This is a genomic window from Shewanella sp. SM55 (genome assembly GCF_025654025.1).
Lineage (GTDB): Bacteria > Pseudomonadota > Gammaproteobacteria > Enterobacterales > Shewanellaceae > Shewanella > Shewanella oncorhynchi.
Genome location: NZ_JAKKRS010000003.1, coordinates 216,829 through 239,521 on the forward strand (window position 1 = coordinate 216,829; position 22,693 = coordinate 239,521).

Annotated in this window: 18 protein-coding genes and 1 riboswitch; of the genes, 10 read left to right on the top strand and 8 right to left on the bottom strand. The window is 46.4% G+C overall.

Going from position 1 to position 22,693, the window contains the following annotated elements:
• Positions 1-199 precede the first annotated feature (199 nt).
• A complete protein-coding gene (locus L5L91_RS06345; protein WP_219250409.1) occupies positions 200-2,389 on the top strand; it encodes an OsmC domain/YcaO domain-containing protein in 2,190 nt (729 codons plus the stop codon).
• A gap of 160 nt (positions 2,390-2,549) precedes the next feature.
• Here L5L91_RS06345 and L5L91_RS06350 read toward each other — a convergent pair whose 3' ends face one another.
• On the bottom strand, positions 2,550-3,458 hold the full coding sequence (locus L5L91_RS06350; RefSeq protein ID WP_131523762.1) for a GGDEF domain-containing protein: 909 nt from the start codon (positions 3,456-3,458) through the stop codon (positions 2,550-2,552).
• A gap of 398 nt (positions 3,459-3,856) precedes the next feature.
• On the opposite strand from L5L91_RS06350, the gene L5L91_RS06355 reads away from it, so the two are divergent.
• Together L5L91_RS06355 and lgt are read left to right on the top strand one after the other, a co-directional pair.
• Complete coding sequence (locus L5L91_RS06355; protein ID WP_173242850.1) at positions 3,857-4,327, top strand: cupin domain-containing protein; 471 nt, start codon at positions 3,857-3,859, stop codon at positions 4,325-4,327.
• Between the two features lie 216 nt (positions 4,328-4,543).
• Positions 4,544-5,323: a prolipoprotein diacylglyceryl transferase gene (gene lgt, locus L5L91_RS06360; RefSeq protein ID WP_263235929.1), complete on the top strand. Its 780-nt coding sequence runs from the start codon at positions 4,544-4,546 to the stop codon at positions 5,321-5,323.
• A gap of 83 nt (positions 5,324-5,406) precedes the next feature.
• Here the strand turns inward: lgt and L5L91_RS06365 are convergent, their stop codons facing one another.
• Positions 5,407-6,324, bottom strand: a complete 918-nt coding sequence (locus L5L91_RS06365; RefSeq protein WP_219250407.1) for an alpha/beta hydrolase — start codon at positions 6,322-6,324, stop codon at positions 5,407-5,409.
• Positions 6,325-6,736: 412 nt separating this feature from the next.
• Between L5L91_RS06365 and L5L91_RS06370 the strand changes: the two genes are divergently transcribed.
• Complete coding sequence (locus L5L91_RS06370) at positions 6,737-8,098, top strand: MATE family efflux transporter (RefSeq protein ID WP_263161462.1); 1,362 nt, start codon at positions 6,737-6,739, stop codon at positions 8,096-8,098.
• 27 nt (positions 8,099-8,125) lie between these two features.
• Here L5L91_RS06370 and L5L91_RS06375 read toward each other — a convergent pair whose 3' ends face one another.
• Positions 8,126-8,731 carry a DUF4274 domain-containing protein gene (locus tag L5L91_RS06375; RefSeq protein WP_263161463.1) on the bottom strand — a complete coding sequence of 202 codons (606 nt, stop codon included), beginning with the start codon at positions 8,729-8,731 and terminating at the stop codon, positions 8,126-8,128.
• 99 nt (positions 8,732-8,830) lie between these two features.
• Complete coding sequence (locus L5L91_RS06380) at positions 8,831-9,256, bottom strand: HPP family protein (protein WP_263161466.1); 426 nt, start codon at positions 9,254-9,256, stop codon at positions 8,831-8,833.
• Positions 9,257-9,508: 252 nt separating this feature from the next.
• Between L5L91_RS06380 and L5L91_RS06385 the strand changes: the two genes are divergently transcribed.
• Entirely contained in the window at positions 9,509-11,275 is a 1,767-nt protein-coding gene (locus L5L91_RS06385; RefSeq protein ID WP_263139624.1) for an alkaline phosphatase D family protein, read from the top strand.
• Positions 11,276-11,565: 290 nt separating this feature from the next.
• Entirely contained in the window at positions 11,566-12,132 is a 567-nt protein-coding gene (locus tag L5L91_RS06390; protein WP_028759331.1) for a phosphoribosyltransferase, read from the top strand.
• Between the two features lie 87 nt (positions 12,133-12,219).
• Here L5L91_RS06390 and L5L91_RS06395 read toward each other — a convergent pair whose 3' ends face one another.
• Positions 12,220-13,497 carry a glycerophosphodiester phosphodiesterase family protein gene (locus tag L5L91_RS06395; protein WP_263161469.1) on the bottom strand — a complete coding sequence of 426 codons (1,278 nt, stop codon included), beginning with the start codon at positions 13,495-13,497 and terminating at the stop codon, positions 12,220-12,222.
• Positions 13,498-13,867: 370 nt separating this feature from the next.
• On the opposite strand from L5L91_RS06395, the gene L5L91_RS06400 reads away from it, so the two are divergent.
• Both L5L91_RS06400 and L5L91_RS06405 read left to right on the top strand, forming a co-directional pair.
• Positions 13,868-14,170: a DUF3622 domain-containing protein gene (locus L5L91_RS06400; protein WP_105250177.1), complete on the top strand. Its 303-nt coding sequence runs from the start codon at positions 13,868-13,870 to the stop codon at positions 14,168-14,170.
• A 380-nt stretch (positions 14,171-14,550) separates the two neighbouring features.
• Positions 14,551-15,735: a DUF3103 domain-containing protein gene (locus tag L5L91_RS06405; protein ID WP_263161471.1), complete on the top strand. Its 1,185-nt coding sequence runs from the start codon at positions 14,551-14,553 to the stop codon at positions 15,733-15,735.
• Positions 15,736-15,834: 99 nt separating this feature from the next.
• On the opposite strand, the gene azu is transcribed toward L5L91_RS06405, so the two are convergent.
• The 3 genes from azu to rihA all read right to left on the bottom strand — a co-directional run bounded on the left by azu (position 15,835) and on the right by rihA (position 18,492).
• Positions 15,835-16,311 (bottom strand): azurin, encoded by a 477-nt coding sequence (gene azu, locus L5L91_RS06410; RefSeq protein WP_028759449.1) that lies wholly within the window; start codon positions 16,309-16,311, stop codon positions 15,835-15,837.
• Positions 16,312-16,604: 293 nt separating this feature from the next.
• Positions 16,605-17,516 carry a ribokinase gene (gene rbsK / locus L5L91_RS06415; protein WP_263161474.1) on the bottom strand — a complete coding sequence of 304 codons (912 nt, stop codon included), beginning with the start codon at positions 17,514-17,516 and terminating at the stop codon, positions 16,605-16,607.
• Positions 17,517-17,535: 19 nt separating this feature from the next.
• Positions 17,536-18,492, bottom strand: a complete 957-nt coding sequence (gene rihA / locus L5L91_RS06420; RefSeq protein ID WP_212599711.1) for a pyrimidine-specific ribonucleoside hydrolase RihA — start codon at positions 18,490-18,492, stop codon at positions 17,536-17,538.
• A 234-nt stretch (positions 18,493-18,726) separates the two neighbouring features.
• Here rihA and L5L91_RS06425 point away from each other — a divergent pair, with 234 nt between their 5' ends.
• Both L5L91_RS06425 and L5L91_RS06430 read left to right on the top strand, forming a co-directional pair.
• Complete coding sequence (locus L5L91_RS06425; protein ID WP_263161478.1) at positions 18,727-20,169, top strand: hypothetical protein; 1,443 nt, start codon at positions 18,727-18,729, stop codon at positions 20,167-20,169.
• A gap of 134 nt (positions 20,170-20,303) precedes the next feature.
• A riboswitch (cobalamin riboswitch) is annotated at positions 20,304-20,538 on the top strand.
• Positions 20,539-20,646: 108 nt separating this feature from the next.
• Entirely contained in the window at positions 20,647-22,608 is a 1,962-nt protein-coding gene (locus tag L5L91_RS06430) for a TonB-dependent receptor (RefSeq protein ID WP_263235930.1), read from the top strand.
• Positions 22,609-22,693: the final 85 nt, after the last annotated feature.

Sequence of the window (22,693 nt, forward strand, 5' to 3'; positions counted from 1 at the left end):
CAATCTAAGTACTCGCTTAACCCTACTATTCAACCCACCAAGCTCAGCCGTAAATGCCCTGATTATGGTTTTTAACATAATTAACCCAAGACTAATGGGCCAAAAACACCGATAATTCCCCCTTAATGACTCATTACCAATGACGCGACTTGGTCGATGGGCTGCTACAGACTCGCATATTTAGTGGAAATCATATTCAATGGAAATCAAAGTTAATTTTCTCGACAATCTTAGACTTGAAGCCAAGTTTGATGATTTTACCGTGACCGCCGATCAGCCAATCCGCTACAAAGGTGATGGTTCTGCCCCTAGTCCGTTTGACTATTTCTTAGCGTCGTCAGCCCTGTGTGCGGCCTATTTCGTGAAGGTATATTGCAAAGCCCGTGATATTCCAACGGATAACATTAGACTGTCGCAGAATAATATTGTTGATCCAGAAGATCGCTACAATCAGATTTTCCAAATTCAAGTTGAGTTACCCGAAGATATTTCGGAGAAAGATCGCGAAGGTATTTTGCGCTCGATTGACCGTTGTACCGTTAAAAAAGTGGTGCAAACTGGCCCAGAATTTAAAATTGAAACCGTTGAGAACCTAGATTCAGACGCCAATGCCATGTTGATGGGCCAGCCTAATGGCGCATCGAGCACCTTTATTCTGGGTAAAGATCTGCCGCTGGAGCAAACCATTGCCAATATGACGGGCATGCTCGCCGATCTTGGAATGAAGATAGAGATCTCATCATGGCGCAATATCGTGCCGAACGTGTGGTCACTGCACATTCGTGACGCGGCTTCGCCAATGTGTTTCACCAATGGTAAAGGCGCTACCAAAGAAAGCGCGCTGTGTTCGGCGCTCGGCGAGTTTATTGAGCGGTTAAATAATAACTTTTTCTATAATGATCAATTCTTTGGGACTGAAATCGCCAATAGCGAATTTGTGCATTATCCCAATGAAAAGTGGTTTGCGTTAGAGGAAGATGATGCGCTGCCAGCGGGTATTCTGGATGACTATTGTTTAGAGATTTACAACCCAGACGACGAGCTGTGCGGTTCGCACTTGATTGATACTAATTCGGGCAATATTAAGCGCGGCATTTGTGCGATTCCTTACACCCGTAAATCTGACGGTGAAACGGTTTACTTCCCGTCGAACCTGATTGAAAACTTGTTCTTAAGCAATGGTATGAGTGCGGGTAATAACCTGCAAGAAGCCCATGTGCAGTGCTTGTCAGAGATTTTTGAGCGCGCTGTAAAACGCCAAATTATTGAGCAAGAAATTGTCCTGCCCGATGTGCCTATGTCTGTACTAGAAAAGTACCCAAGCATCCTCGCGGGCATTAACGGTTTAGAAGAGCAAGGCTTCCCAGTTGTGGTTAAAGATGCCTCACTCGGCGGCCAGTTCCCAGTGATGTGCGTCACCCTGATGAACCCGAAAACTGGCGGTGTATTCGCCTCCTTTGGCGCGCACCCAAGCTTTGAAGTGGCGTTAGAGCGTAGCTTAACTGAATTGCTGCAAGGCCGTAGCTTTGAAGGCTTAAATGATGTGCCAAAACCGACCTTTAACAGCATGGCGGTCAGCGAGCCAGAAAACTTTGTTGAGCACTTTATTGATTCAACAGGAGTGATTTCATGGCGCTTCTTCAGCAGTAAATTTGATTATGAATTCTGCGAATGGGATTTTTCTGGCACCAGCGAAGAAGAAGCCGACGGCCTGTTTGGGATCTTAGAAGCGTTAGGTAAAGAGGTGTATATCGCCGAGTTTACCGATTTAGGCGCATCGGCGTGTCGTATATTAGTACCTGATTACTCTGAAATTTATCCAGTTGATGACTTGATTTGGGATAACACCAACAAAGCGCTGGCGTACCGTGAAGATATCTTAAATCTGCATTCGTTAAGCACTAAGCAATTGGCTAATTTGGTCAACCGTTTAGAAGAAAGCCAACTCGATAACTACACGGATATTCGCACCTTAATCGGCATTGTATTTGATGAAAATACCGTGTGGGGAAAACTGACGATTATTGAGCTTAAGATCCTGATTTATTTGGCACTCGGTGCACACGAAGACGCGATTGAGCTGGTCGGTGAGTTCCTACAGTTTAACGACAATACCGTTAAACGTGGCCTGTTCTACCAAGCCATGAATGCTGTGCTGGAAGTGACCTTAGATGAAGAGTTAGAACTTGATGATTTTATCCATAACTTCAACCGTATGTTCGGTAAAGAAGTGATGGACAACGTCGTTGGCTCAGTCACAGGTAAAGTGCGTTTTTATGGTTTAACTAAGACTAGCATGCAGCTCGAAGGTATTGAGCCGCATTTAAGATTGATTGAAAGCTATAAGAAGTTGCATCAAGCCCGTAAAGCTGCGAAAGACCTGAATTAATTCTGTTATTTGGCATTAGCTTCATGTGTTTAAAAGCGAACCTTTTGGTTCGCTTTTTTGTTTGTTGCTCTTTTGATTCGCGCTTCTTATGAGCACTTGTGGCTATCATTTATTAAGGGCGTTTGTTATTGCTATGTGTGGTTTGAAATGTTCAGCCCGCTTAGGCTGTATTTGATATAACTCGATTTTTACCGTTACGTTTAGCTTGATACAAGGCCGCATCGGCCCGCTTAAGCGTTTCTTCATAGGACTTATCCAATGGTTCGATAGAAGCGACTCCAATGCTTACGGTGGCAAACAAGCCATTGACCGCATATTTTTGCAGTTCAGTGTAAAAGCAATCGCAGAGGTATTCTGCAAATTCAACCGCTTGCGAATGCTCAACCCCAGGTAGGGCAATCACAAATTCATCGCCACCAAAACGATACGCGCTATCGGTTTTTCTAAATTGAGTTCGGCAGGTTTCGGCAACTGCGATGATGATTTGATCGCCAGCATAGTGACCCAACTGATCATTGATGGACTTTAAATGGTCTAAATCGAGGATCAAGATTGAGGTGGGAATACGGTGGCGCTGAAATATATCGAATTGAAAGGTTAAATCACGTTCTAAGCGGCGACGGTTATACAGCCCTGTCAGCTGATCGGTATCGCTTAGTTGACGTAGTTGCAGTTCAAGTTCATGCCGCTTGGAAATATTACTGGCGACCCAAAGCACCACAGGCTCATCATCAACCAGAAAGTCTAGTGCTTGAATGCGTCCCTCAAACCAAATGGGTTGTTCAGGGCCTATATCGGGTAAGCCTTTGACATCTTTATTGCTCAATTCATATTCTTCGATCAGTAATTTTCGGCTGGTTAATGCACTTTCGATAACCTGTAAGAAGTAATTGAGTTTGTCAGCCTTTAACACATCGCTAAGATACAAGCCGATTAGGCCACTACCATCGTGGTAATAACGGTCATCTTTACCACCGAAGACGGCAATGTATTTACCACTTTTTGACAGAACAAAAGTAGGATCAGGAAGTGCATCAAGGACTAAAGCCATTTCTTCTATTTTGATCATCGATTAAAATCCCTGTGGAAAATCACCCAACCTTAAGTCCGCGTGTCCAAGTTATCATAGATAAACTACTCTTTGGCGCTTTAGCCGCGAATGCATCCTGCGAACTCATTACAATTTAGCCGCTTTTGTGGGTAACAACAAACCATAACAATATGCCGTACAATTTATTTGTCGTCGCGATTTTACCAAGGCATCAGAGCGTTCGATGGCGCAGAGTTGTATCCCTGTTGAGGCTTAAAACCTAAGCCCTGCGATCGTATCGAGTCAGTCGTGATGTCTTGAATTTTAGCGTTTGTGCTTATGTTCAAAAAGCTTCATTGCAGTGCTTAGTGGACAGATGATTTTCGAGTAGAATCTAGGGCCTTAATTGTGGTTTTAATTTTACACAGGGATTTATAATGCATACTGCAGATGATTTTATTGAACATTTAGCGCTAGAGCAGCATGTTGAAGGCGGTTATTACCGCTCATCCTATCGTTCAGAAACGGCATTTGATCAGACTCGGGCATTATGGAGCAGTATCTATTTTTTGCTGCGTACGGGAGAGGTTTCCCATTTCCATCGTCTGACAGCTGATGAAATGTGGTATTTCCATGCGGGGCAATCACTGACGATTTACATGATTGATCCTGATGGGGTGCTAACGACGGCGCAATTAGGGCTTAATTTAGCTGCGGGCGAGCGGCCACAGTTTTTAGTCCCTAAGGGCTGTATCTTTGGTTCAGCCATGAATCAAGATGGTTTTTCATTAGTGGGCTGTATGGTATCGCCCGGTTTTACCTTTGATGATTTTGAGCTGTTTAGCCAACAAACTTTGTTAGCCCAATATCCACAGCATAGTGACATCATCCAACGTCTGAGCCGTTAGGGAAGCGCCAAAGTCAGTTAAATTTAGCTAGTTGATTTGTTAAATGGTAACTTGGTTGACATTGCCTCATTCGGCAAAACCAAGGTCGCTCTGAGTCATTAAATTTGACTCAATAGTAAGATATCCCCGCGACAAGGCTTGTCTATTGGCGTTTAACCACGTAAAACATGCTTTTTGGCGTACCTCTATGTACCAAGTGTTATGGAGTAATTGAATTTGGAACACTTAGTGTGGGAGCTCGATCCTGTATTAATCTCGTTTATGGGACTAAAAATACATTGGTATGGAGTCCTGTTTGCTCTTGCTATTACTGCTGGTTTTCAGGTGATGAAGCGGATTTATATCAAGGAAAATCTCGATCTTGAGTCCCTTGATAATTTACTGATTTATTGTGTGGTTGGCATTATTGTGGGTGCGCGTTTGGCCCATTGTATGTTCTACGATCCGACTTATTACTTTGCTCATCCGCTTAAGATCTTGGCGATTTGGGAAGGCGGACTCGCCAGCCACGGTGGTGGTTTAGGCGCGATTCTGGCCTTGTATTATTACCAACGTAAAGTGAAGCTACCCTTCCTGTTTTTGTTGGACAGACTCGCGATCGCCACCGCCATTTTTGGCTTTTTTGTGCGTATGGCAAACTTCGCCAACTCAGAAATTTTAGGCGATCCTACGACTCAACCTTGGGGCATTATATTTGCCCGTGTCGACATGTTGCCAAGACATCCAGCACAGCTCTATGAGGCTTTCGCTTATTTAGCTATCTTTATTGGTCTGTATGCTTTGTATCAATACACGCAGATTAAACAAGGACATGGGGCTATTTTCGGCCTGTTTCTGGTATCGGTGTTTAGTGCGCGAATTGCGATTGAGTCGATTAAAGTTAGCCAAGCGGCTTACTCTGAAACTTTCTTAAGTGCGGGACAACTTCTGAGCTTACCGTTTTTAGCCGTAGGTATAGTTTTGTTGTTCTTGGCGTATCGAAAGAAAACCGTTTAAATCTGAATATCAAACGATTAAAAAAGGCTTTCTATCTAGATAGAAAGCCTTTTTTATGAATGAATTAATCATCAAGTATGACGTTAGGCTGTCTTCACTATATTGGTCACCTGCACCATGGCATCCCGAGCGGAACGGCTCACGCCCGAGAGTTGGAAGAAACCATGGATGACGCCAAGATAACGACGGCAGTGGGCATTTACGCCAGCCTCTAATAGATTCCTAAATAGCTGTTCACCTTCATCGACGAGTGGATCGAATTCGGCGGTGATGATATGGGTTTCCGGTAAGCCTGCTAAGTCATCACGGCGAAGTGGACTGGCTTCGGCATCGGTTCTGGGGTGCCAATCTAAATACAGATCGAAACCTGTTAGCAAGGTGTCGCGGGTGATGATGTATTTCTCGCCATTGTCGCTATAGCTTTGGCTCTTCGCGGTGGCATCGAGCATAGGATAGATAAGCACTTGTTTGTGTGGCAACCATTGCCCTTTGGCTTTTAAACGCAGGCAAGTGACTAGGGCTAAATGGCCGCCGGCGCTGTCGCCCATTAGGGTGATCTTAGTGTTATCACCGCCCCATTGGTGACAATGTTGATAGATGACTTCTGCGGCATGGCAGGCATCGTCGTGGGCAGCGGGATAAACATGTTCTGGGGCGAGGCGATAGCGAACGGCGATCACCAGTGCGCCAGAATCATTGGCGAGTTTTCGCAGTTGTTGATTATGGGTTTCAACGCCGCCACTGACAAAACAGCCACCATGGTAGTAAATGACGATAGGTAAATTGTCTGCCGCCGAGGGTTTAAACAGAGTTAATTCTGCGCCATCGATGGAAATTGCGCGCACCTCGAACACCTCTTCAGGCTCACCCGCGAGTACAGTGCTGGCGATATAACCTTGCCGACGTTGCTCAATGCTTTGCTCTCGTACCGATGGGCAACCCGCCGCGATAAACTCGCTAACCAATTGTTTAATTCCCTCTTCTAAATAGAGTTGGCTCATTTAATACTCCCTCAATTTTTAGTGCGCTCGGCTGTTCTGCAATGTGCTGAGTTTATCGGCAGCTTAATTGAATTGGTAGCCTAGATTCACACTCAGCCATGAGCTCTATCATGATTGCGGAAATTAACTTTGGTATTAACTTAGTAATGAATACGGTTGCAGTCGGCATCTTTTTCACTATTACAGATTGAGTTGTAGGGTGTCTTGTAAGAAAATTACCAACTTAATTGACTGTCAGGCTTAATGCGCTTAAATGTCCGCCTGATTGTGCGTTCGATAGCACTTTGATGTCTATTTGTGAAAGTGGGTTTCAGTCTCTTGGCTAAAATATAGGTTGCCAAGATGCTGTTTGAGCGACACATTGAGCCAGCGATCACACTCGTTATTCGTTCTCTATTTGCAGGAATCTTTCGTGGCAAAAGCACCCAAAACATTGCAACAGCGCATGGGCATAGTTGCCCTGACGTGGCCGATTTTTATCGAGACCTTGCTGCAATCTCTGCTTGGGATCAGCGATATCTTTATGCTGAGCCATTATTCCGATAATGCGGTTGCCGCAGTGGGACTCACGACTCAGCTGATGTTCTTCATGATGGTCATGTCCATGATGGTGAGTACGGGCGCAAGTATTTTGATTAGCCAAAGCAATGGGGCAGGCCAACCGCAGCAGGCTGTCGATATCGGGGTGGCGAGTGTCGTATTGAGTTTGGTATTAGCCTTGGTCATGGGCGCATCTATGTTCTTTGGTGCTAAGGGCATTATCGGCTTATTTGCGCTTGAGCACGATGTGGCTGGTTTTGGATATGACTATTTAGTGATTTGCGGCAGCTTGAGCATAGGGCTAGTGATGAACATTGCCTTCGCCGCTATTTTGCGTAGTTACGGTTTTACCCGCTCGGCCATGTTAGTTACCTCGAGCACGGGCTTAATGAACGTGATCGGTAATTATATTGCCCTGTATTCACCCTTTGGTTTACCTGTTTATGGGGTAACTGGGGTGGCGATATCGACAGTGACCAGCCAGATCATCGGTGCGTGTATCATGCTGATGGTGATCCGGCATAAGCAAATTCCGCTGCCACTGCAACGACTTAAGCTCTTACCGCGCAGCACTTATTGGAGTGTGATGCGTATTGGCCTGCTCAATGCTGGCGAGATGCTGTCTTACAATGTGGCTCAGATGACCATCATCTACTTTATCAGCCAGATGGGCACTTTATCGCTCACGGCCTACACCTATGGCTTGAATATTAGCCGTTTTATCTATTGTTTTGCGGTAGCACTCGGGCAGGCGACGCAAATTCAGACCGGATACTATGTGGGTAAACAATGGTTCGATGAAATCACTACTCGGGTGCAGCGTTACTGTTTGGTGGGCTTTGTGGCTTCACTGACCATAGTATTAGTCTTCTATTGGCAGCGATTCGTTATTGTCGGCTGGTTGAGTGAGAACGAAGAAGTCATCCAACTGACGGCGTTATTACTGGCAGGTTCAATCGCGCTCGAAACGGGGCGGGTGTTTAATCTGGTGATTATTTCGGCCTTAAAAGGCGCGGGTGATGTGGCGTTCCCTGTGCGGGTAGGCCTCTTTAGTATGTGGGGTATTGGGGTATTTTTTGCTTGGTTCTTTGGCTTGCATTTAGGTTATGGCGTGTTGGCTGCTTGGCTTGCCGTCGCGGCAGATGAATGGGTGCGTGGATTGATTATGGTGCAGCGTTGGCGCTCGGGTCGCTGGCAGCGTTTTACGCGTATTCCGCCAGTAACCCTAGCTTAAACCGCGCTGATAACAAAAGGTCAGCACTTATTGGTTGCCCCATTTGCCCGATTTCAGTAGTTCATTTTTAAATTGTAGATACCTTGGATGCCCTTCATAGGTTTCGATTTCCATAGTGCTGTAGGGGGCAAAAATAGCCCCTGGAATTTGGCATCCTCTAGTAAGAACGTCTTCTAATGAGGGCATAAAACATTCTTTAAGCGGGTCAAAATGGATTTTATAACTGGCATAGCCGCGCGCAACAAATCTATCGGTTATGGTTTTGAATAGCTGTCCAAAAGGCGTGTCGAGCGTCTCCGGCGTGGAGTAATAAAAGCCTTGTCCGTACCAGTAGAGTAATAAGGCGGTACCTGCGTCGCAGAGTGGATGTTCGATAATCGCCCTGACCATGTCGGGATCATCGTTATCCCAATTCAAGTTGGCCGCGACAAAATGCAATTCCTCCATACTTTGTAAGTCACTGATACAGGTGATTTGTGTCGCCGCTTTGCCAAAGTAGGTACTGTCTTGATGTAAAAAGTCGTAATCGGGATCGGCGAGTAATTTGGCGAGTTGTTGTTGATTGGCAAAACAGCCAAATTCTGCGCATTCATAGGCGCGAATAAATTGTTCTTGTGAGAGTAATTTAGCCAAGGGAATCCTTTCTTTTTATAGAAAACACAGTTTATAAAAAAGACAGCGTCAGCCTTTACGTAGTAAAAGGCTGACATAGAAGAAAAGGAGCGTAAAACGTTACGCTTGCTCTTGCAGTAGGGTACGGCACAGCTTAATAAAGTCCGATGAAGTGACGATACCGAGTACCTTTTTATCGACATCGACGACGGGCAGGCAACCAAGTTTGTTCTCGATAAAATATTCAACCACCACAGTTAAGGGCTCGTCGGCGGTGAGATGCTGATAGTCTTTATCCATCACAGTTGTGATCGGCGTGTATCGTTCCTTGCGCTCGAGCGCGCCTTGGCCGTACTTGTTCAACATAGTCATCACGCTGGCGATCATCTTTTTATGGGTGAGTACGCCAACGAGGGTGCCATCAATTTCAGAAATCACGGGTAAGTGGCGTACGCCACGGGTTTGCATCAGATGGTGGGCATCTTTCAAACTGGCGCCATCGCTGATGCAGATGACTTGATCACTCATAATATCGCTGACTTTCATTGTTAAATTCCTTTTCTTGCCATTCTTAGGCGTGCATTTAACACGCTGCGTTAGCCTGCACCGATGTTAGCAGCTTCTCTGTAACCTACGCCAGTCCTGCACAAATAAAGTACGCTATCCAGTATAAGTGTTTGAATTGATAGATATCATAAAAGGCTGACAAAGATGTCACAAATATGTAACAGTGATATCTCACAATCGTGGTCTTATTAGACCTCATACCAGTGAAGCCTTATCTAACAAGGAATAATAATGAATCGTACCGTAACTCGTCGTGATTTTTTGGCTATGTCGGCCAAAGGTGTTGGTGTTGCTGTGATCTCTTACGGCTTGATGGGCTGTAGTGATAGTAATGATGATAATTCTGTACCCGCGCAATTTTTACATGGAATTGCCAGTGGCGATCCGGCAGTCGATGCCGTGATCCTCTGGACCCGTGTCACGCCTGAGTCTGAGGGCGATGTAAAAGTGAGTTGGCAAGTGGCAAGCGATGCGGCCTTTAGTCAATTAGTGACCACAGGTGAGACTGTCACTAATGCGAGCCGTGACTACACGGTTAAGATTGATGCCCGTGGTTTACGTGCCGGGCAAACCTACTTTTATCGCTTTATGACGGGTGATAAAACCTCAGTTGTGGGTAAAACCCGCACTCTGCCTGAGGGTGACGTTAGCTCAGTCAAATTAGCCGTGATGTCCTGTGCTAACTTTCCTGCCGGTTATTTTAACGTCTATGAGTTAGCGGCGGCGCAGGATGATTTAGATGCTGTGGTGCATTTAGGCGATTACATCTATGAATATGCCCGCGGTGGTTATGCCAGTGAGCATGCTGCCGAATTGGGGCGTGAAGTGTTACCCGCCAATGAGTTGCTGACGTTGAGTGATTACCGCACTCGCCATGGTCAGTACCATACCGATGCGAGTCTGCAAAAGTTACACGCGAAAGTGCCTTTTATTACAGTGTGGGATGATCATGAAGTGGCCAATGATACTTGGCGTGATAGTGCCGAGAATCACAACGAAGGCGAAGGGGATTTTGCCGTTCGTAAAGAAGCGGCACTACAAGCTTATTTCGAGTGGTTGCCGATTCGCCCATGGCGTGAAGGGAACCATGAAGAGATTTACCGCAGCTTCAGTTACGGCAATCTCGTCGATCTGCATATGCTGGATACTCGCGTATTAGCCCGTGATAAACAGCTCGATTATGCCGATTATATGGATCCTACCACGGGCTCGTTTGCTGGAGAGCGTTTCCTTGCCGATGTCACTTCGACCACTCGCACTATGCTGGGGCTGACGCAATTATTATGGCTACAGGGCACATTGCTACAGTCGACAGGCAAGTGGCAGGTACTGGGACAGCAGGTATTAATGGGTAAGATGTCATTGCCGGCGGCGATTGCCACTCAGCAGATGAGCATTCCCCAATTTGCCATGTTAGGGGCTTTAGCTAAGTTAGCGGCCCGTGCGGCGGCAAATGATCCCACGCTGACTGCCCAAGAGCTGCAATATCTTCAAGCCAATCAAGCTTTACTCACGCCAGAAGTTATCGCACTGCTGCAATTACCTGCAATCCCGTACAACTTAGATGCTTGGGATGGTTATGCCTATGAGCGTGAAGTGATTTTAGGTACGGCTAAATCGAAAAATCTCAATCTAGTTGTGATCGCGGGTGACACCCATAATGCATGGGCAAACGAGCTTAAAGACGTGAATGGCGATACCGTTGGGGTGGAGTTTGCGACCAGCTCAGTATCATCGCCAGGCCTTGAATATTATTTGAATCTGCCAGCGGAACAGATCCCCGCGACCGAGGCGGCAATCGTCGAGTTAGTGCCAGATCTTAAGTACGCTAACTTAAAAGACCGAGGCTTTATGACGCTCACCTTTACCGCTGATGAGGTGCGCAGCGACTGGCATTATGTGGATACCATTTTGTCGAAGGATTTCCAAGTTGCAACGGCCCGTGGTTATAGTGCTAAGACAAAAGTAGGCGAGCATGTGATTACGCCTATCGTTTAATGCGGTATTGTTCGCTTGTTTATCGGCCACCTTAGGGTGGCCTTTTTGTTGCTTTTGGCTTTAAAAGGCAAAATAAATGTCTGTTGTCACGCAAGTTCTTACTATTACTGCAGCACATCGCATTTTTTTGGTATAAAATTCGCTCCCAAAATTCGGCGGCTGCCTACACTTGCTAAGGCAAAGCTGTTCTAGTGTTTTGGGAACCTTTACCCGCCGAACAGACCTTACAGGGGTCATAAGCTTTTGCTTTAACGACCTAAGAATAAAATCAATGTGATGGGGACTGTGTCATGTCAGAAAAGTATTTTGTTACCGCGCAGCAATTGCTGGAAGATTCATTTTTATTAGCTTCGCAAGTGTATGAGAGTGGCTTTCGTCCGCAATTTATCGTGGGTATTTGGCGTGGCGGTGCTCCAATCGGGATCGCGGTACAGGAATTTTTCGACTTTAAACAAGTTGAAACCGATCACATTGCCGTGCGTACTTCTTCCTATTATGGGATTGGCACCGACAAACAAAGCAAAGAAATCAAAGTTCATGGCCTGCATTACATCGTTGAAAATGCGAACGCGAGCGATGGTTTATTGATTGTGGATGACGTGTTTGACTCTGGCCGTAGTATTCATGCATTAAAAGAAAAACTCAGCCAACTGATGCGCCTAAATATGCCAACCGATATCCGTATCGCTTGCCCTTATTACAAGCCAAAAAATACCGCAGTGCCTTTAAAACCCGACTATTACATTCATGCCTCTGAAGACTGGTTAGTTTTCCCGCACGAAGTCACAGGTTTAACGCCTGAAGAAATTGCCGAAGGTAAGGGCGATTTAAAGAATATCCAGCACCTGTTTAAATAGCTCGCGGCGAGATATAGATTATTTTCGCAATAAAAAAATGCGTTAACGATTAATCGTTAACGCATTTTTTTTTTCTATATCGATGACTTATAAATCCATACAGTTAGCATAGTAAGTCACTGTGGCGGGCCAGTCGGAGAACACTCCAATCACGCCGACATCTTTCGCCAGTACATCAAGTAATTCAAAGGTATCGCCTTCGTTATCTATCGCTTCGGTAATGCTTTGATAGTAAAAGCCGCCGCCATTTTTTAATAAACCAGATCGCTCCAGCGACCAAGTGATGATCTTAAGCCCTGCGCCTTTGGCGGCCTTAGCGTATTCCGAAGGAATGATCTTTTTGTCCGCATCTAAGGCGACTAATACCCAGAGTGGCGGCGCAATAATTTCGACGCCTTGGGTCTTTAAATCCGCCATTGATGGCGACCAAGTGGCAGAGTTCTGCGGATCAAAGGCGCTGTTATAATCGTATCTGTCATCGAGAAACACGGCTTGCTTCGCAAATTCAGGTGCGTTGGCGACCCAATATTTGATGTCATCTAAGATAAATGATTGAGGGAATACTTGCGAAGCATCGACGCCCGCCGCAGTGTATTCATCCAACATTTTTTGCGCGTAATCCTGCTGAGTAAAACCATCGAAGGGCATAGATACGCTCGCCGCTTTTAGCTCTGGCGTCATCTTCACACCGGCTTTTTTAAACATATCAATACTTTCAGCGTGGGTCATCAAGGTGCCATTGCCAGCATAAAGATCGGTGCGCCAGCTTGGGGTACCATTGATGAATTCGGCCGCAGTGGTCGCTTTTGGATTGTTGCCTTCCATTTTACCCTTGAGGGTTTTAAATTCGGCGAGGGTGATATCGCTGGTGCAACAGGTCGCCGATGCGCTGACGCCATTGGCTGCATCGGCTGGAGTGAATGGGCTCGAACATTTATTAGCCAGTTCAGGCACTGCTAAAATGTTGGTCGTGCTGGCAAGATCGCACTGTGAGTGGCGGCAAACTAAAGCTTTATCGGCGGTGAAGGTGACATCACACTCGACTATGCCTGCGCCCGAATCGATAGCCGCTTGGTAGGATTCCTTTGTATGCTCAGGGAATTGCATTGGTGCGCCACGGTGACCGATAGAAAATTCGCTGCGATAAAAACTGTCAGTGGTGCATTGTTCTAAGCGGGTTTTAAGTGTGCTGTCTTGCATTTGACGTACGAGGAATAAAGGTCTTTCTCCCACTTGAGCAGGAACGGGTTTGCTGGTGGGTGGCGTGATAGCGGCGTTATCATCGTCATTATTGCAACCGGCTAATAAAGCGCTCGTGGCAATTAACAGGCCGAGTGAGAGCGACGAAATAGGGTGTAGTTTCATCAGATTTACCTATGAGTAATGATGTAAGTTATTAATATTAATCAGAAACTCTAAAGTGTTAATGTGACTGAAAAAGCCTATTTGTATGACATAAACAAGAATATATACCGTTTGCACGACGATTATCTAAGGCACGCTAGCTTGCGATAAACTGCCTTAGACAGAGGACGGTCGGGATATATGCACAGTGTTGCTTTAGATGTGAGCATTGACTCCACTGAGCGAGTCGATGAAACTGGCATGAATATTTTCATCTTGGCGATCTTTCTGGGCCGAAATCAAGTACACTGCGCTCCTTTTGTTTTATGATGAGCGTTTGGTTCGCTTGATAAGACAAACGTGACAAGCATCATTTAGGAAATAGAGCAGAATGAGCAAGGGCAAAAAATACGATTTTCGCGTGACACAGGGCGACAACGGTTGGAAAACTGAAATCACTCGTCGCATGACATCAACTAAAACAGTTGTGTCTAAGAGCCATGATGGCTTTGCGACTGAAGCCGAAGCGCAAGCGTGGGGCTTAACTGAATTACAAGTGTTTTTAGGCACGTTAACTGAGCGCAATAAACGTCGTTCAGAGAAACAAGCTAAAGCAAAATTAGCCGCTGCATTAGCGGCTGAAGCGGCAACTGATGCCGAAGATCTTGATGAAGATGATTTCGACGAAGAGTAACACTCATTCGTTTAACCTTGTCTTATCAAGCCAGTGTGACTGTTAGGGCGCGCATAACGCGTTCTGAAACGTCACTCTGGCGATGAACAGCAAAAGGCAGATCTTAAGATCTGCCTTTTGTGATTTTGTCGCTCGCGAAACTGTGCATATCAATTCATTTCATCCTATTTCCTCGTTTATCTTCATACACTCTGTTCGGCTGGACTGATCTACTGATGCTGTCATTAGCTTGTTTTTATCGCATTTAGCCGGGATTACGTACCCTATACCATTAATAATTAACGATAACTATTATCATTTGATTTACTTAGATGCTGCTCTGTGCTCATATGTAAGGAATTCGAACGCACGTTTAACTTTATCAAGGTAAGGGAACTCCTATGAAACTACTTCAATCCAGTTTATTGCTGTGTTTGTCGGCTTCGGCAACCCTGAGTTATGGCCAAGCCTTAGATGGAGAGGCGTTACGCTTACTACAAGCGTCGCTAAAGGATTCGACTTTGGATGCACAAGCGCAGTTAACCAATACTAAACGGGCATTGGCGTTAGATTTAAGCCATCAATATGCGCAGCTCGCGCCTATCTTACAGACTGAAATAAACCAGTATCAGTTAGCAGTGAATGCCGATGACATTCTGTCTCAGCGTAGGCTCAATGATAATGTGATCATCAAAGCCGATGCATCAATTCGCCGAGTGAAGGGCTTAAGTGCCAAAGCGGATTCTCTGGTGCAAGTGCGCCTGGCAGATGAAGCCATGTTGACCCCATGGCAGCAAGGTGAGTCTCCTTTATTTGCCTATGAGCCCGATGGTGACGAGAGTCAGTGGGATTATATTGAAGCCTTTGATATTCATGGGCAAGTGCATCAATTAGACGTGTATAACCTGCCGCAGCAGCCAGTGTTTGTGGTCGGTATCGATAGTAAAAAAGCCTTTGTGGCTGGCTTAGAGGTGATGCGGGCGACATTTGCCGAGGCGCAGTCAGCGAAAAAAGAGGGCGCACTACTGAGCCGTGCGCAAACACAGGCGGTGGCAGACAAGCCTATTTCAACCACAGTGATCAAACAGATATCCTTGAAGGATGACCATGAGCCGTGGATTTCTGGTCGTGCCGAAATTTACGGCATAGTGACTGGGGTTGATCCAAGCCGTGAAGAGCCTGTGCTCGATATCGTCGAAATGCCCTATTTAGATTATGCGGATACGACCTATTATCCGAATCAAATCATCATACATTGGGAGCGTTATCGTTGGGCGGCTGCGGACATGATCTTAATGGAGCATGACGATGGTACTAACTATAAAGTGTTGGCCACTAAGCTGTTGGAAGCGGCGGAGCAGATCTTAAAGTCGATCCCCGATCCTGAAGCTCAGGGTTATGCGCTGATCCCGCAAATCACCAATGGTATTTTAAGTGTAATGCCGGATGCTTGGTTCACCAATGACGATGACTTTGTCGATGTGTATTACACCTTACAGGAAGGGGGTGAATATCCTAACTTGAACGGCGCTAACGGTAATGCGACGACGAGCTTTGCGCCATTAGTCATCCAACCAAGACCATGATGGATTAGTGCGGCTAAATGCAATGGCTGAAATGTAAAAGCGGATCCTAAGATCCGCTTTTTTGTTTTTATCACTTAACGTTAGGCTAAGCCATTCACCTTAAGCTTTTAACTTGAAACTGCCTTGCATAATCGCCCAGTGACCTGGGAAGCTGCAGAAGAATTGGTAGGCTTCGGTGGCGCTCATACCGGCAGTGCTAAAGGTGATAGACGTTGATTCGCCACCGCCCACTAAATCTGTGTGTGCGATAACGCGCGTATCACCGGCTTTGACATAGGCTGCATCAGGACCGGCGCTCATACCTTCGGTCGCTACGGCTGACATATCGGCTGCCTTAGTTAATACCCAGTTATGGCCCATGGCTGCTTTTGGCAAAGTGCCTGAGTGGGTTAAGGTTAAGGTCACTTCTTTACAGCTTGCAGGTACAGACAGCTCTTTAGTGTCAAATTGCATTGCATCAGTGGCGGCAATTTTCAGTTCACATTCGTTGGCACTCGCTTGGCTAGCGAATAATAATCCTAGGCCGATTAGGCTAGTGCTGGTCACGTTACGTAAAGCTGTGCTTTTTGCTTTCATCTGGTACTTCCTTATTTGAACAAGGGTAGCCGAGCCGTTTTGACTCGGACATGCACCTGCTAGCATAAGCAATCTTCATTAAATGGGAATGAAATCAGCGTGTAAATTATGTATATGCAACTTTAGGTTGAAAGCTTGCATCGTTATTGGCGGCAAAATTGTTAGCGGTAAACATAGGTGAGTACTTATTTGGAGTGAACTAAGTACTCAGGAACTATTATTTATGTGTTTGATTTATAAATTATAATTTTTTGTTCTAACGCAGGGCGTCTACTTCAGAACGTCTTACGTTTTTAGTACGAAAGCTCCTGTCGATAGGGAATCGCACGTTGTGCGCCTGGGCGAGTGACAGTAATGGCACTGGCTGCATTGGCAAATCCCACGGCTGCAGCAATCGACATGCCCTCGCTTAAGCCCACAACTAAGGCGCCATTGAAGGTATCCCCTGCGGCGACTGTGTCTATGGCCTGCACTTCAAACGCAGGTATTAGCCCATTAAAACCTGGGCTGCTGATAAATGCGCCACGGCTACCTAAGGTAATGACCACAATCTTTACTCCCTGCTGGTGGAGAAGTTGCGCTGCCATGTGTGCATCATCAATATGGTTGATCTCAACTCCCGTTAAGGCTTCTGCTTCGGTTTCATTGGGGGTAATAATATCTACCCACTTGAGTACATCTTGGCCAAGTGCCGTCGCTGGAGCAGGATTTAGTACAGTCGTCACGCCAAGATTCTTGGCTATTTGCAGCGCCTTTGCCACTGTGGCAGCGGGCGTTTCCAATTGTGCTAACAAGTACTCCGCATTAGCAAACAGAGCGTAATGAGCTTCTAAGTCATCGGGTGAAAGGCTGGCGTTGGCACCTGCGGCAACGCCAATCGTATTCTCACCGTTATCACCGATAAAAATCATGGCAGTGCCTGTGCTCAGTCCGGCTATTTGGCGGATCCCTTCCGCACTGATGCCATCTTTCATCCAGCTTTGACGCATATCATCGCCGATACTGTCTTGGCCGAGATGGCAGATAAAATCAGTGCGTGAACCTGATTTGGCTAAGCGCGCGCAGGCGACGGCTTGATTGGCCCCTTTGCCGCCCTGTTCGAGGCGGTAATCTCGGCTCATTAAGGTTTGCCCTGCAGCGGGCAGGTACTCAAATTTCATCACATGGTCGGCATTTGCACTGCCGATAACGAGTATCTGGCTCATAGAAGACTCACTGTCATTTTTATCTGCGATTGAGATAAGTTGCATCATAGACGCGTAAACTGTCTACCAGTAAATCGACAAAGCCTTGCCTATCGATCCCAAACAGCACAGTCGCATTGGCGGCTTTACCTGTTAACTGATAGCGATCGACCACTGTCATGCCTAAGGTCAACTCACTTTGGGTTTCAATACTTACCCAGCAATCTTGCGCCTCAAATAGCTCAGGTTTAAGCAACCAAGCGATAGTGCAGGGGTCGTGCAATGGCGCACCAATAAAGCCCCATTTAGGATCTCTGTGGTAAATCATAAAGAAATCCAATAATTCGGCGACGCACTGAGCAATTGGATTTTGAATCGCGCGAATGCGTTCTATGTCTTCATCCATGATTTGTGCCTGATGAGTCACATCGAGCCCACACATAGTGATGGGAATACCGGATTTAAAGACAATATCGGCGGCTTCGGGGTCGACAAAAATATTAAACTCGGCGGCTGGGGTCCAATTACCGACACCGGCTGCACCGCCCATTAGCACTATGCGTTCGATCTTGGCGTGTAATTCGCTATGACTCGCCAGTAAAAGGGCGATGTTAGTCAGCGGCCCTGTGGGAATTAAGGTTACTGGCTGATGACTTTGGCGAATTTGCTGCGCCATTAATTCAACTGCGGTAATGGCTTGAGGACTAAAACTTGGATTAGGCAATGCAGGGCCGTCGAGTCCGGTTTCACCATGGACATTGTCGGCAATGATTAATTCGCGGGCTAATGGCTTGGCGGCGCCGCCAGCGACAGGAATATCACTGCGATTTAATAAGGTTAAGATCCGCAGGGCATTATTGAGCGTTTTATCCGGCGTTTGGTTGCCGGCACTAGTGGTGACGGCCAGTGGAACCAGCTCTGGATGGGCGAGAGCTAAAATGAGCGCAATGGCGTCGTCATGGCCGGGATCGCAATCCAGAATAATAGGGCGAGTCATACTGTTACTCCTTTAAACAGCGGTGATGGGGGCTTAGAATAGCATGCCATCAGTTAGGCGCTAGCCTGTGTAGGGGACTTGCAGAGTAAACTGTGAGCATTTTCGTCTTTTTATCAACAAGCTGCTAGAATTCTGCCCATTTTTGACATTAGGCGATGTTAGGTCAATCCATTCTCGCTCTGTCCGCTGCACAACATTGAATGACATCTCCAAGCAAATATAAGGAAATAAGTAATGCTCACTCATCGAATCACTTGGCCTAAGGTTTTACTCGTGGGCATGGTTGCCATGCAGATCTCTGGCTGTAGCGATCCTCAACCTATGGCCGTTGTGGAAAGTAATAACGAGTCATTGCTACAGTTTGATAACGGTAAACTCATCCAATTTAAGGAAAATCCGAGTCCACAGTATCGCCATATTCCCTGTGATTTACCCGCAGTCGAGACTGTGGTCACCAACAGTTCGGCCTTTGCGGCGTTAACAAAATCCGGTGAGGTGATCACTTGGGGTGACAGTTATGCTGGCGGTGATAGCCGCGAGGTGACGGAGCAGCTTAAGCGAGTTAAGCAAATCGTCCCAGTTAAGGACGGGTTTGCCGCGCTACGTCAAGATGGCACTGTGGTGTACTGGGGCAATGCGGGGAAATATAGCCTCGACAAAGCCCTACAAAACCGCATGACCAATATTACCAAGTTGTTCGCCAATCAAGAGGCCATTGCCGCCCTTGATGCCAATGGCAAGGTGCATACTTGGGGTTATGGCCCCTACGGCGGCAATAGCTTACATGTGCAGGATCAATTAGTTGATGTTGTCGATATCTTTGCCAGAGGACGCAGTTTTGTCGCCCTCAAAAAAGAGGGCAGTGCTGTGATTTGGGGGCAGGTTGAAGAGTCGACCAATATGAAAAAGTTACTCCCGCAGCTTACTGATGTGGCGAAGATCGAATATTTTCAACACACCTATGCCGCCTTGAAAAAGGACGGCACTGTGGTGAGTTGGGGTTGGCGCAGTGATGCTTACTCGATCCGCAGCGCCTTAAAGGATGTGGCGAGTATGACGGCAAACAATTGTGCCTTTGCGATTTTAAGTCCTACGGGGGATGCGCATTTTTGGGGCGATGGGATTAACTGTGGTGTCGATTGGATTAAAAAAACCAATATCACAGGGGTAAAAGAGATTATCAGCATTGGCTCAGGCTTTTTATTACTGCGGGATAAGGCCGTGCCGCAAATAGTGGCCGACGATACTGATTACGCTCATATGTTTGGGTTTCACTATGCCCAAGAGATTCTTGATAAATATTGGCAGGAAGGCAGCGTCATTACTCGAGGGCCTGCCTCCTTTGTGTTTACGCGTCCCGATGGCAAAGTGGTACCTGTTGGTTATCGCGCCAACCGTGAAAATGTGGAGAAGTTGATTGCACGTATTCCGCGACTCACTTGGTTAGATGGCGCAAATGACGGTTATGTTGGCATCAGCGAAAAGGGGGAGCTGGTCTCTTGGTCGATGAATTTGCCAATGTTTGACAAGTCGCCGGTACAACCTGCTGACTCGTTAGTGATTAAACCGCTGGATTTTACCCCCGTTGCCCAATGCGAAACCCCTGAGCAGCGTCAGGCGATTTTGAGCAAAGACAGACCAAAACCTGCGGCAAAAAACTGGGATGGCGTTTTCTAGCTCATGTGAGTTTTCTCGCTAACTTGAGATTGATGGACTTTCATCCGTATAGACGTCTATAATGCGCGCGCTCAGGTCTGATATGCTCTGAGCCTTGTTGGGCGTTAACAGGTTGTACGCCCTTTGAACCTAATTTTGAGTCAACCTTCTGTGGTGCTTGCGATGATAGCGTCGTGAGATAATCGGGAAGCCAGTGAAATTCTGGCACTGCCCCCGCAACGGTAAAAGGTGAGAGAGGACCGCGTTTGATTGGTGTGTTCAAGACAGAACCCGAAAGTCAGAATGTGAAAGGTCAGTCTCGCGTTAATCTAACTTTAATGGATTAACATAGCCTAAGTCCGGAGACCGGCCCTAAAGGTGTTTTTGAGATTTCGGTGGGCAGATCTCAAAATGCGATAATCACCGTCAGTATTTACGACTGAATTAACGGTATCGTGGCGTCAATGCCCCGTTTTCCTTGCAGGAGTTAAAGGTAAAATGGGAACAAATCCAACAAAAATCGCGCTGCTGATCGGCAGCCTTTGCAGTTTTTCAATTATCGCGCCCGCTGTGGCGGCTGACGATACCAGCATAGCTAAAGTCGACGAGCATCTTGTCGTGATCGGCCGCTCTGATAAGACCCCGTTAAATATTGCTGCCAATGTGAATGTGATTGATGCTGCGGCTATTGAAATGAGTGGCGCGACTAATTTGACCGACGTCTTACGCGGTCAAAGCGGTATTCAAATTTCGGATAACAATATTGGAACTAGCTTTGCTATGCGTGGTTTTAGCGCCAGCACTGCCGTTAATAACACGCTGATTTTACTTGATGGTCGTCGTCTCAATAATATCGATATCGCCGCACCTAGCCTTAATGCCATTCCGCTTAATCAAGTGGATCGTATTGAAATTTTATCGGGTAGTGCAGGTGTACTTTATGGCGATCAAGCCGTGGGCGGGGTGATTAATATTGTCACTAAGTCCCCTGAAAATACTGGCGGCAGCGTGCAGTTATCTGGCGGTAGTTTTGATACCTATGAAGGTCGTGGTGATGTGTCTGGCGCGATCAACAAAGATTGGCGTTACTTTTTCACCGGTAGTTACAACCAAGGTGACAACTATCGCCAGCATAATGCCAACGAAACCGGCTCTATTCTTGGCCGCATTCAATATAAAACAGCCACAGACTCGTTCTTTGTTGAAACCAGCTACTACGATAACGATCGTGAAAATCCGGGCTCGCTTACTGAAAAGCAATTTAAAGACGATCCCCGTGCTTCATCAAATAAGATAGAGTATGCCCACGAGATGACCACTGCGGCGCGAACGGGTTACCAGCATCAGCTTAATCAAAACTGGGCGCTGGCGGCTGATTTAGATTATAGCGATACCTTAGTGTCTTCTCTTAATTGGGGGGCGAACAGCCATAACACACGCTCACTGTTAATGTTTAGCCCTAAAGCGTTAGCGAATTACAGTACGCGTCAAGGCGAGCTAAGCCTAGTCACAGGTTTAGACATCAGCCGTGGTAAGGCTGATTTTGACACTATGGCGCGCAGTAATGTGCAGCAAATGCAAAGCGCCTATCTACAAGCTACAGTGCCTTTAAGTCATACTTTAAGTTACGTTGTGGGTGGACGATATGCGCGGGTGACCGATGAGTTAGTCGATGGCAATGTCTATCCTAATGGCATGGATTTAGACGAAAATGCCCACGCATTCGAACTGGGTTTAAATTACCGCCCAACTGCGGAGCACAGACTCTACGTGCGCGCCGATGATAACTTCCGTTTTGCCAAAGTGGATGAGCAAGCTTATACATCGCCGGGCGTATTTGGCTTAAAGCCGCAAACAGGCCGTTCCTATGAGGCGGGTTGGGATTGGGCTGTCGCTAGTCAAACCCTACGAGTCAGCCTATATCGTCTCGATTTAGAGGATGAAATTGTTTATGACTCGAGTGCAGTTAAACCCATAGGTGGAAATTTCAACGGTGCAAACGTTAATGCCGACGCTTCTCGTCGTTATGGCGCGGGTGCCGATTGGGATTGGCAGATCACTAAAGCGCTGCAGCTAGGGCTGGAATATAACTATACCGACGCCGAATTTACCGATGGTGCTAACGATGGCAAAGAGCTGTCTTGGGTGGCAAAACACACGGGACGCGGTTATGTCAGCATGGATTTTGCTGAGCATTTCCAAGTATTTGCCGAAGCTATCTACACGGGGGATCGTTTTATCGAAGGCGATAACGCTAATCAAGGTGATAAGCTAGCAAGTTACGTGCTTGGTAATTTAGCCTTGAATTATAATCGTGATGCTTGGCTTGCCAGTCTGCGTATCGATAATGTATTCGATAAAGATTATGTTAGCGCAGGCTATTATGGTGGTGGAACATATAATGGTTATTACTCAGGTCGAGGCCGTGATATTCGTTTCACTGTGGGCTACCGCTTCTAAATATTAATGAGCTATCTAATAACAAAGCCAGACTCAGTCTGGCTTTTTATTTTTTACGCTGAGTTCAAAGAATAAATCTTAAAAT

What these genes read in the sequence shown, in the direction of transcription:
- rihA (WP_212599711.1), bottom strand. Translation starts at nt 18,492, where the DNA reads ATGACTCGCCCTATTATTCTGGATTGCGATCCCGGCCATGACGACGCC.
- L5L91_RS06365 (WP_219250407.1), bottom strand. Translation starts at nt 6,324, where the DNA reads ATGAGCCAACTCTATTTAGAAGAGGGAATTAAACAATTGGTTAGCGAG.
- azu (WP_028759449.1), bottom strand. Translation starts at nt 16,311, where the DNA reads ATGAAAGCAAAAAGCACAGCTTTACGTAACGTGACCAGCACTAGCCTA.
- L5L91_RS06345 (WP_219250409.1), top strand. Translation starts at nt 200, where the DNA reads ATGGAAATCAAAGTTAATTTTCTCGACAATCTTAGACTTGAAGCCAAG.
- rbsK (WP_263161474.1), bottom strand. Translation starts at nt 17,516, where the DNA reads ATGAGCCAGATACTCGTTATCGGCAGTGCAAATGCCGACCATGTGATG.
- L5L91_RS06405 (WP_263161471.1), top strand. Translation starts at nt 14,551, where the DNA reads ATGAAACTACTTCAATCCAGTTTATTGCTGTGTTTGTCGGCTTCGGCA.
- L5L91_RS06355 (WP_173242850.1), top strand. Translation starts at nt 3,857, where the DNA reads ATGCATACTGCAGATGATTTTATTGAACATTTAGCGCTAGAGCAGCAT.
- L5L91_RS06380 (WP_263161466.1), bottom strand. Translation starts at nt 9,256, where the DNA reads ATGAAAGTCAGCGATATTATGAGTGATCAAGTCATCTGCATCAGCGAT.
- L5L91_RS06390 (WP_028759331.1), top strand. Translation starts at nt 11,566, where the DNA reads ATGTCAGAAAAGTATTTTGTTACCGCGCAGCAATTGCTGGAAGATTCA.
- L5L91_RS06425 (WP_263161478.1), top strand. Translation starts at nt 18,727, where the DNA reads ATGCTCACTCATCGAATCACTTGGCCTAAGGTTTTACTCGTGGGCATG.
- L5L91_RS06395 (WP_263161469.1), bottom strand. Translation starts at nt 13,497, where the DNA reads ATGAAACTACACCCTATTTCGTCGCTCTCACTCGGCCTGTTAATTGCC.
- L5L91_RS06350 (WP_131523762.1), bottom strand. Translation starts at nt 3,458, where the DNA reads ATGATCAAAATAGAAGAAATGGCTTTAGTCCTTGATGCACTTCCTGAT.
- L5L91_RS06385 (WP_263139624.1), top strand. Translation starts at nt 9,509, where the DNA reads ATGAATCGTACCGTAACTCGTCGTGATTTTTTGGCTATGTCGGCCAAA.
- L5L91_RS06430 (WP_263235930.1), top strand. Translation starts at nt 20,647, where the DNA reads ATGGGAACAAATCCAACAAAAATCGCGCTGCTGATCGGCAGCCTTTGC.
- L5L91_RS06400 (WP_105250177.1), top strand. Translation starts at nt 13,868, where the DNA reads ATGAGCAAGGGCAAAAAATACGATTTTCGCGTGACACAGGGCGACAAC.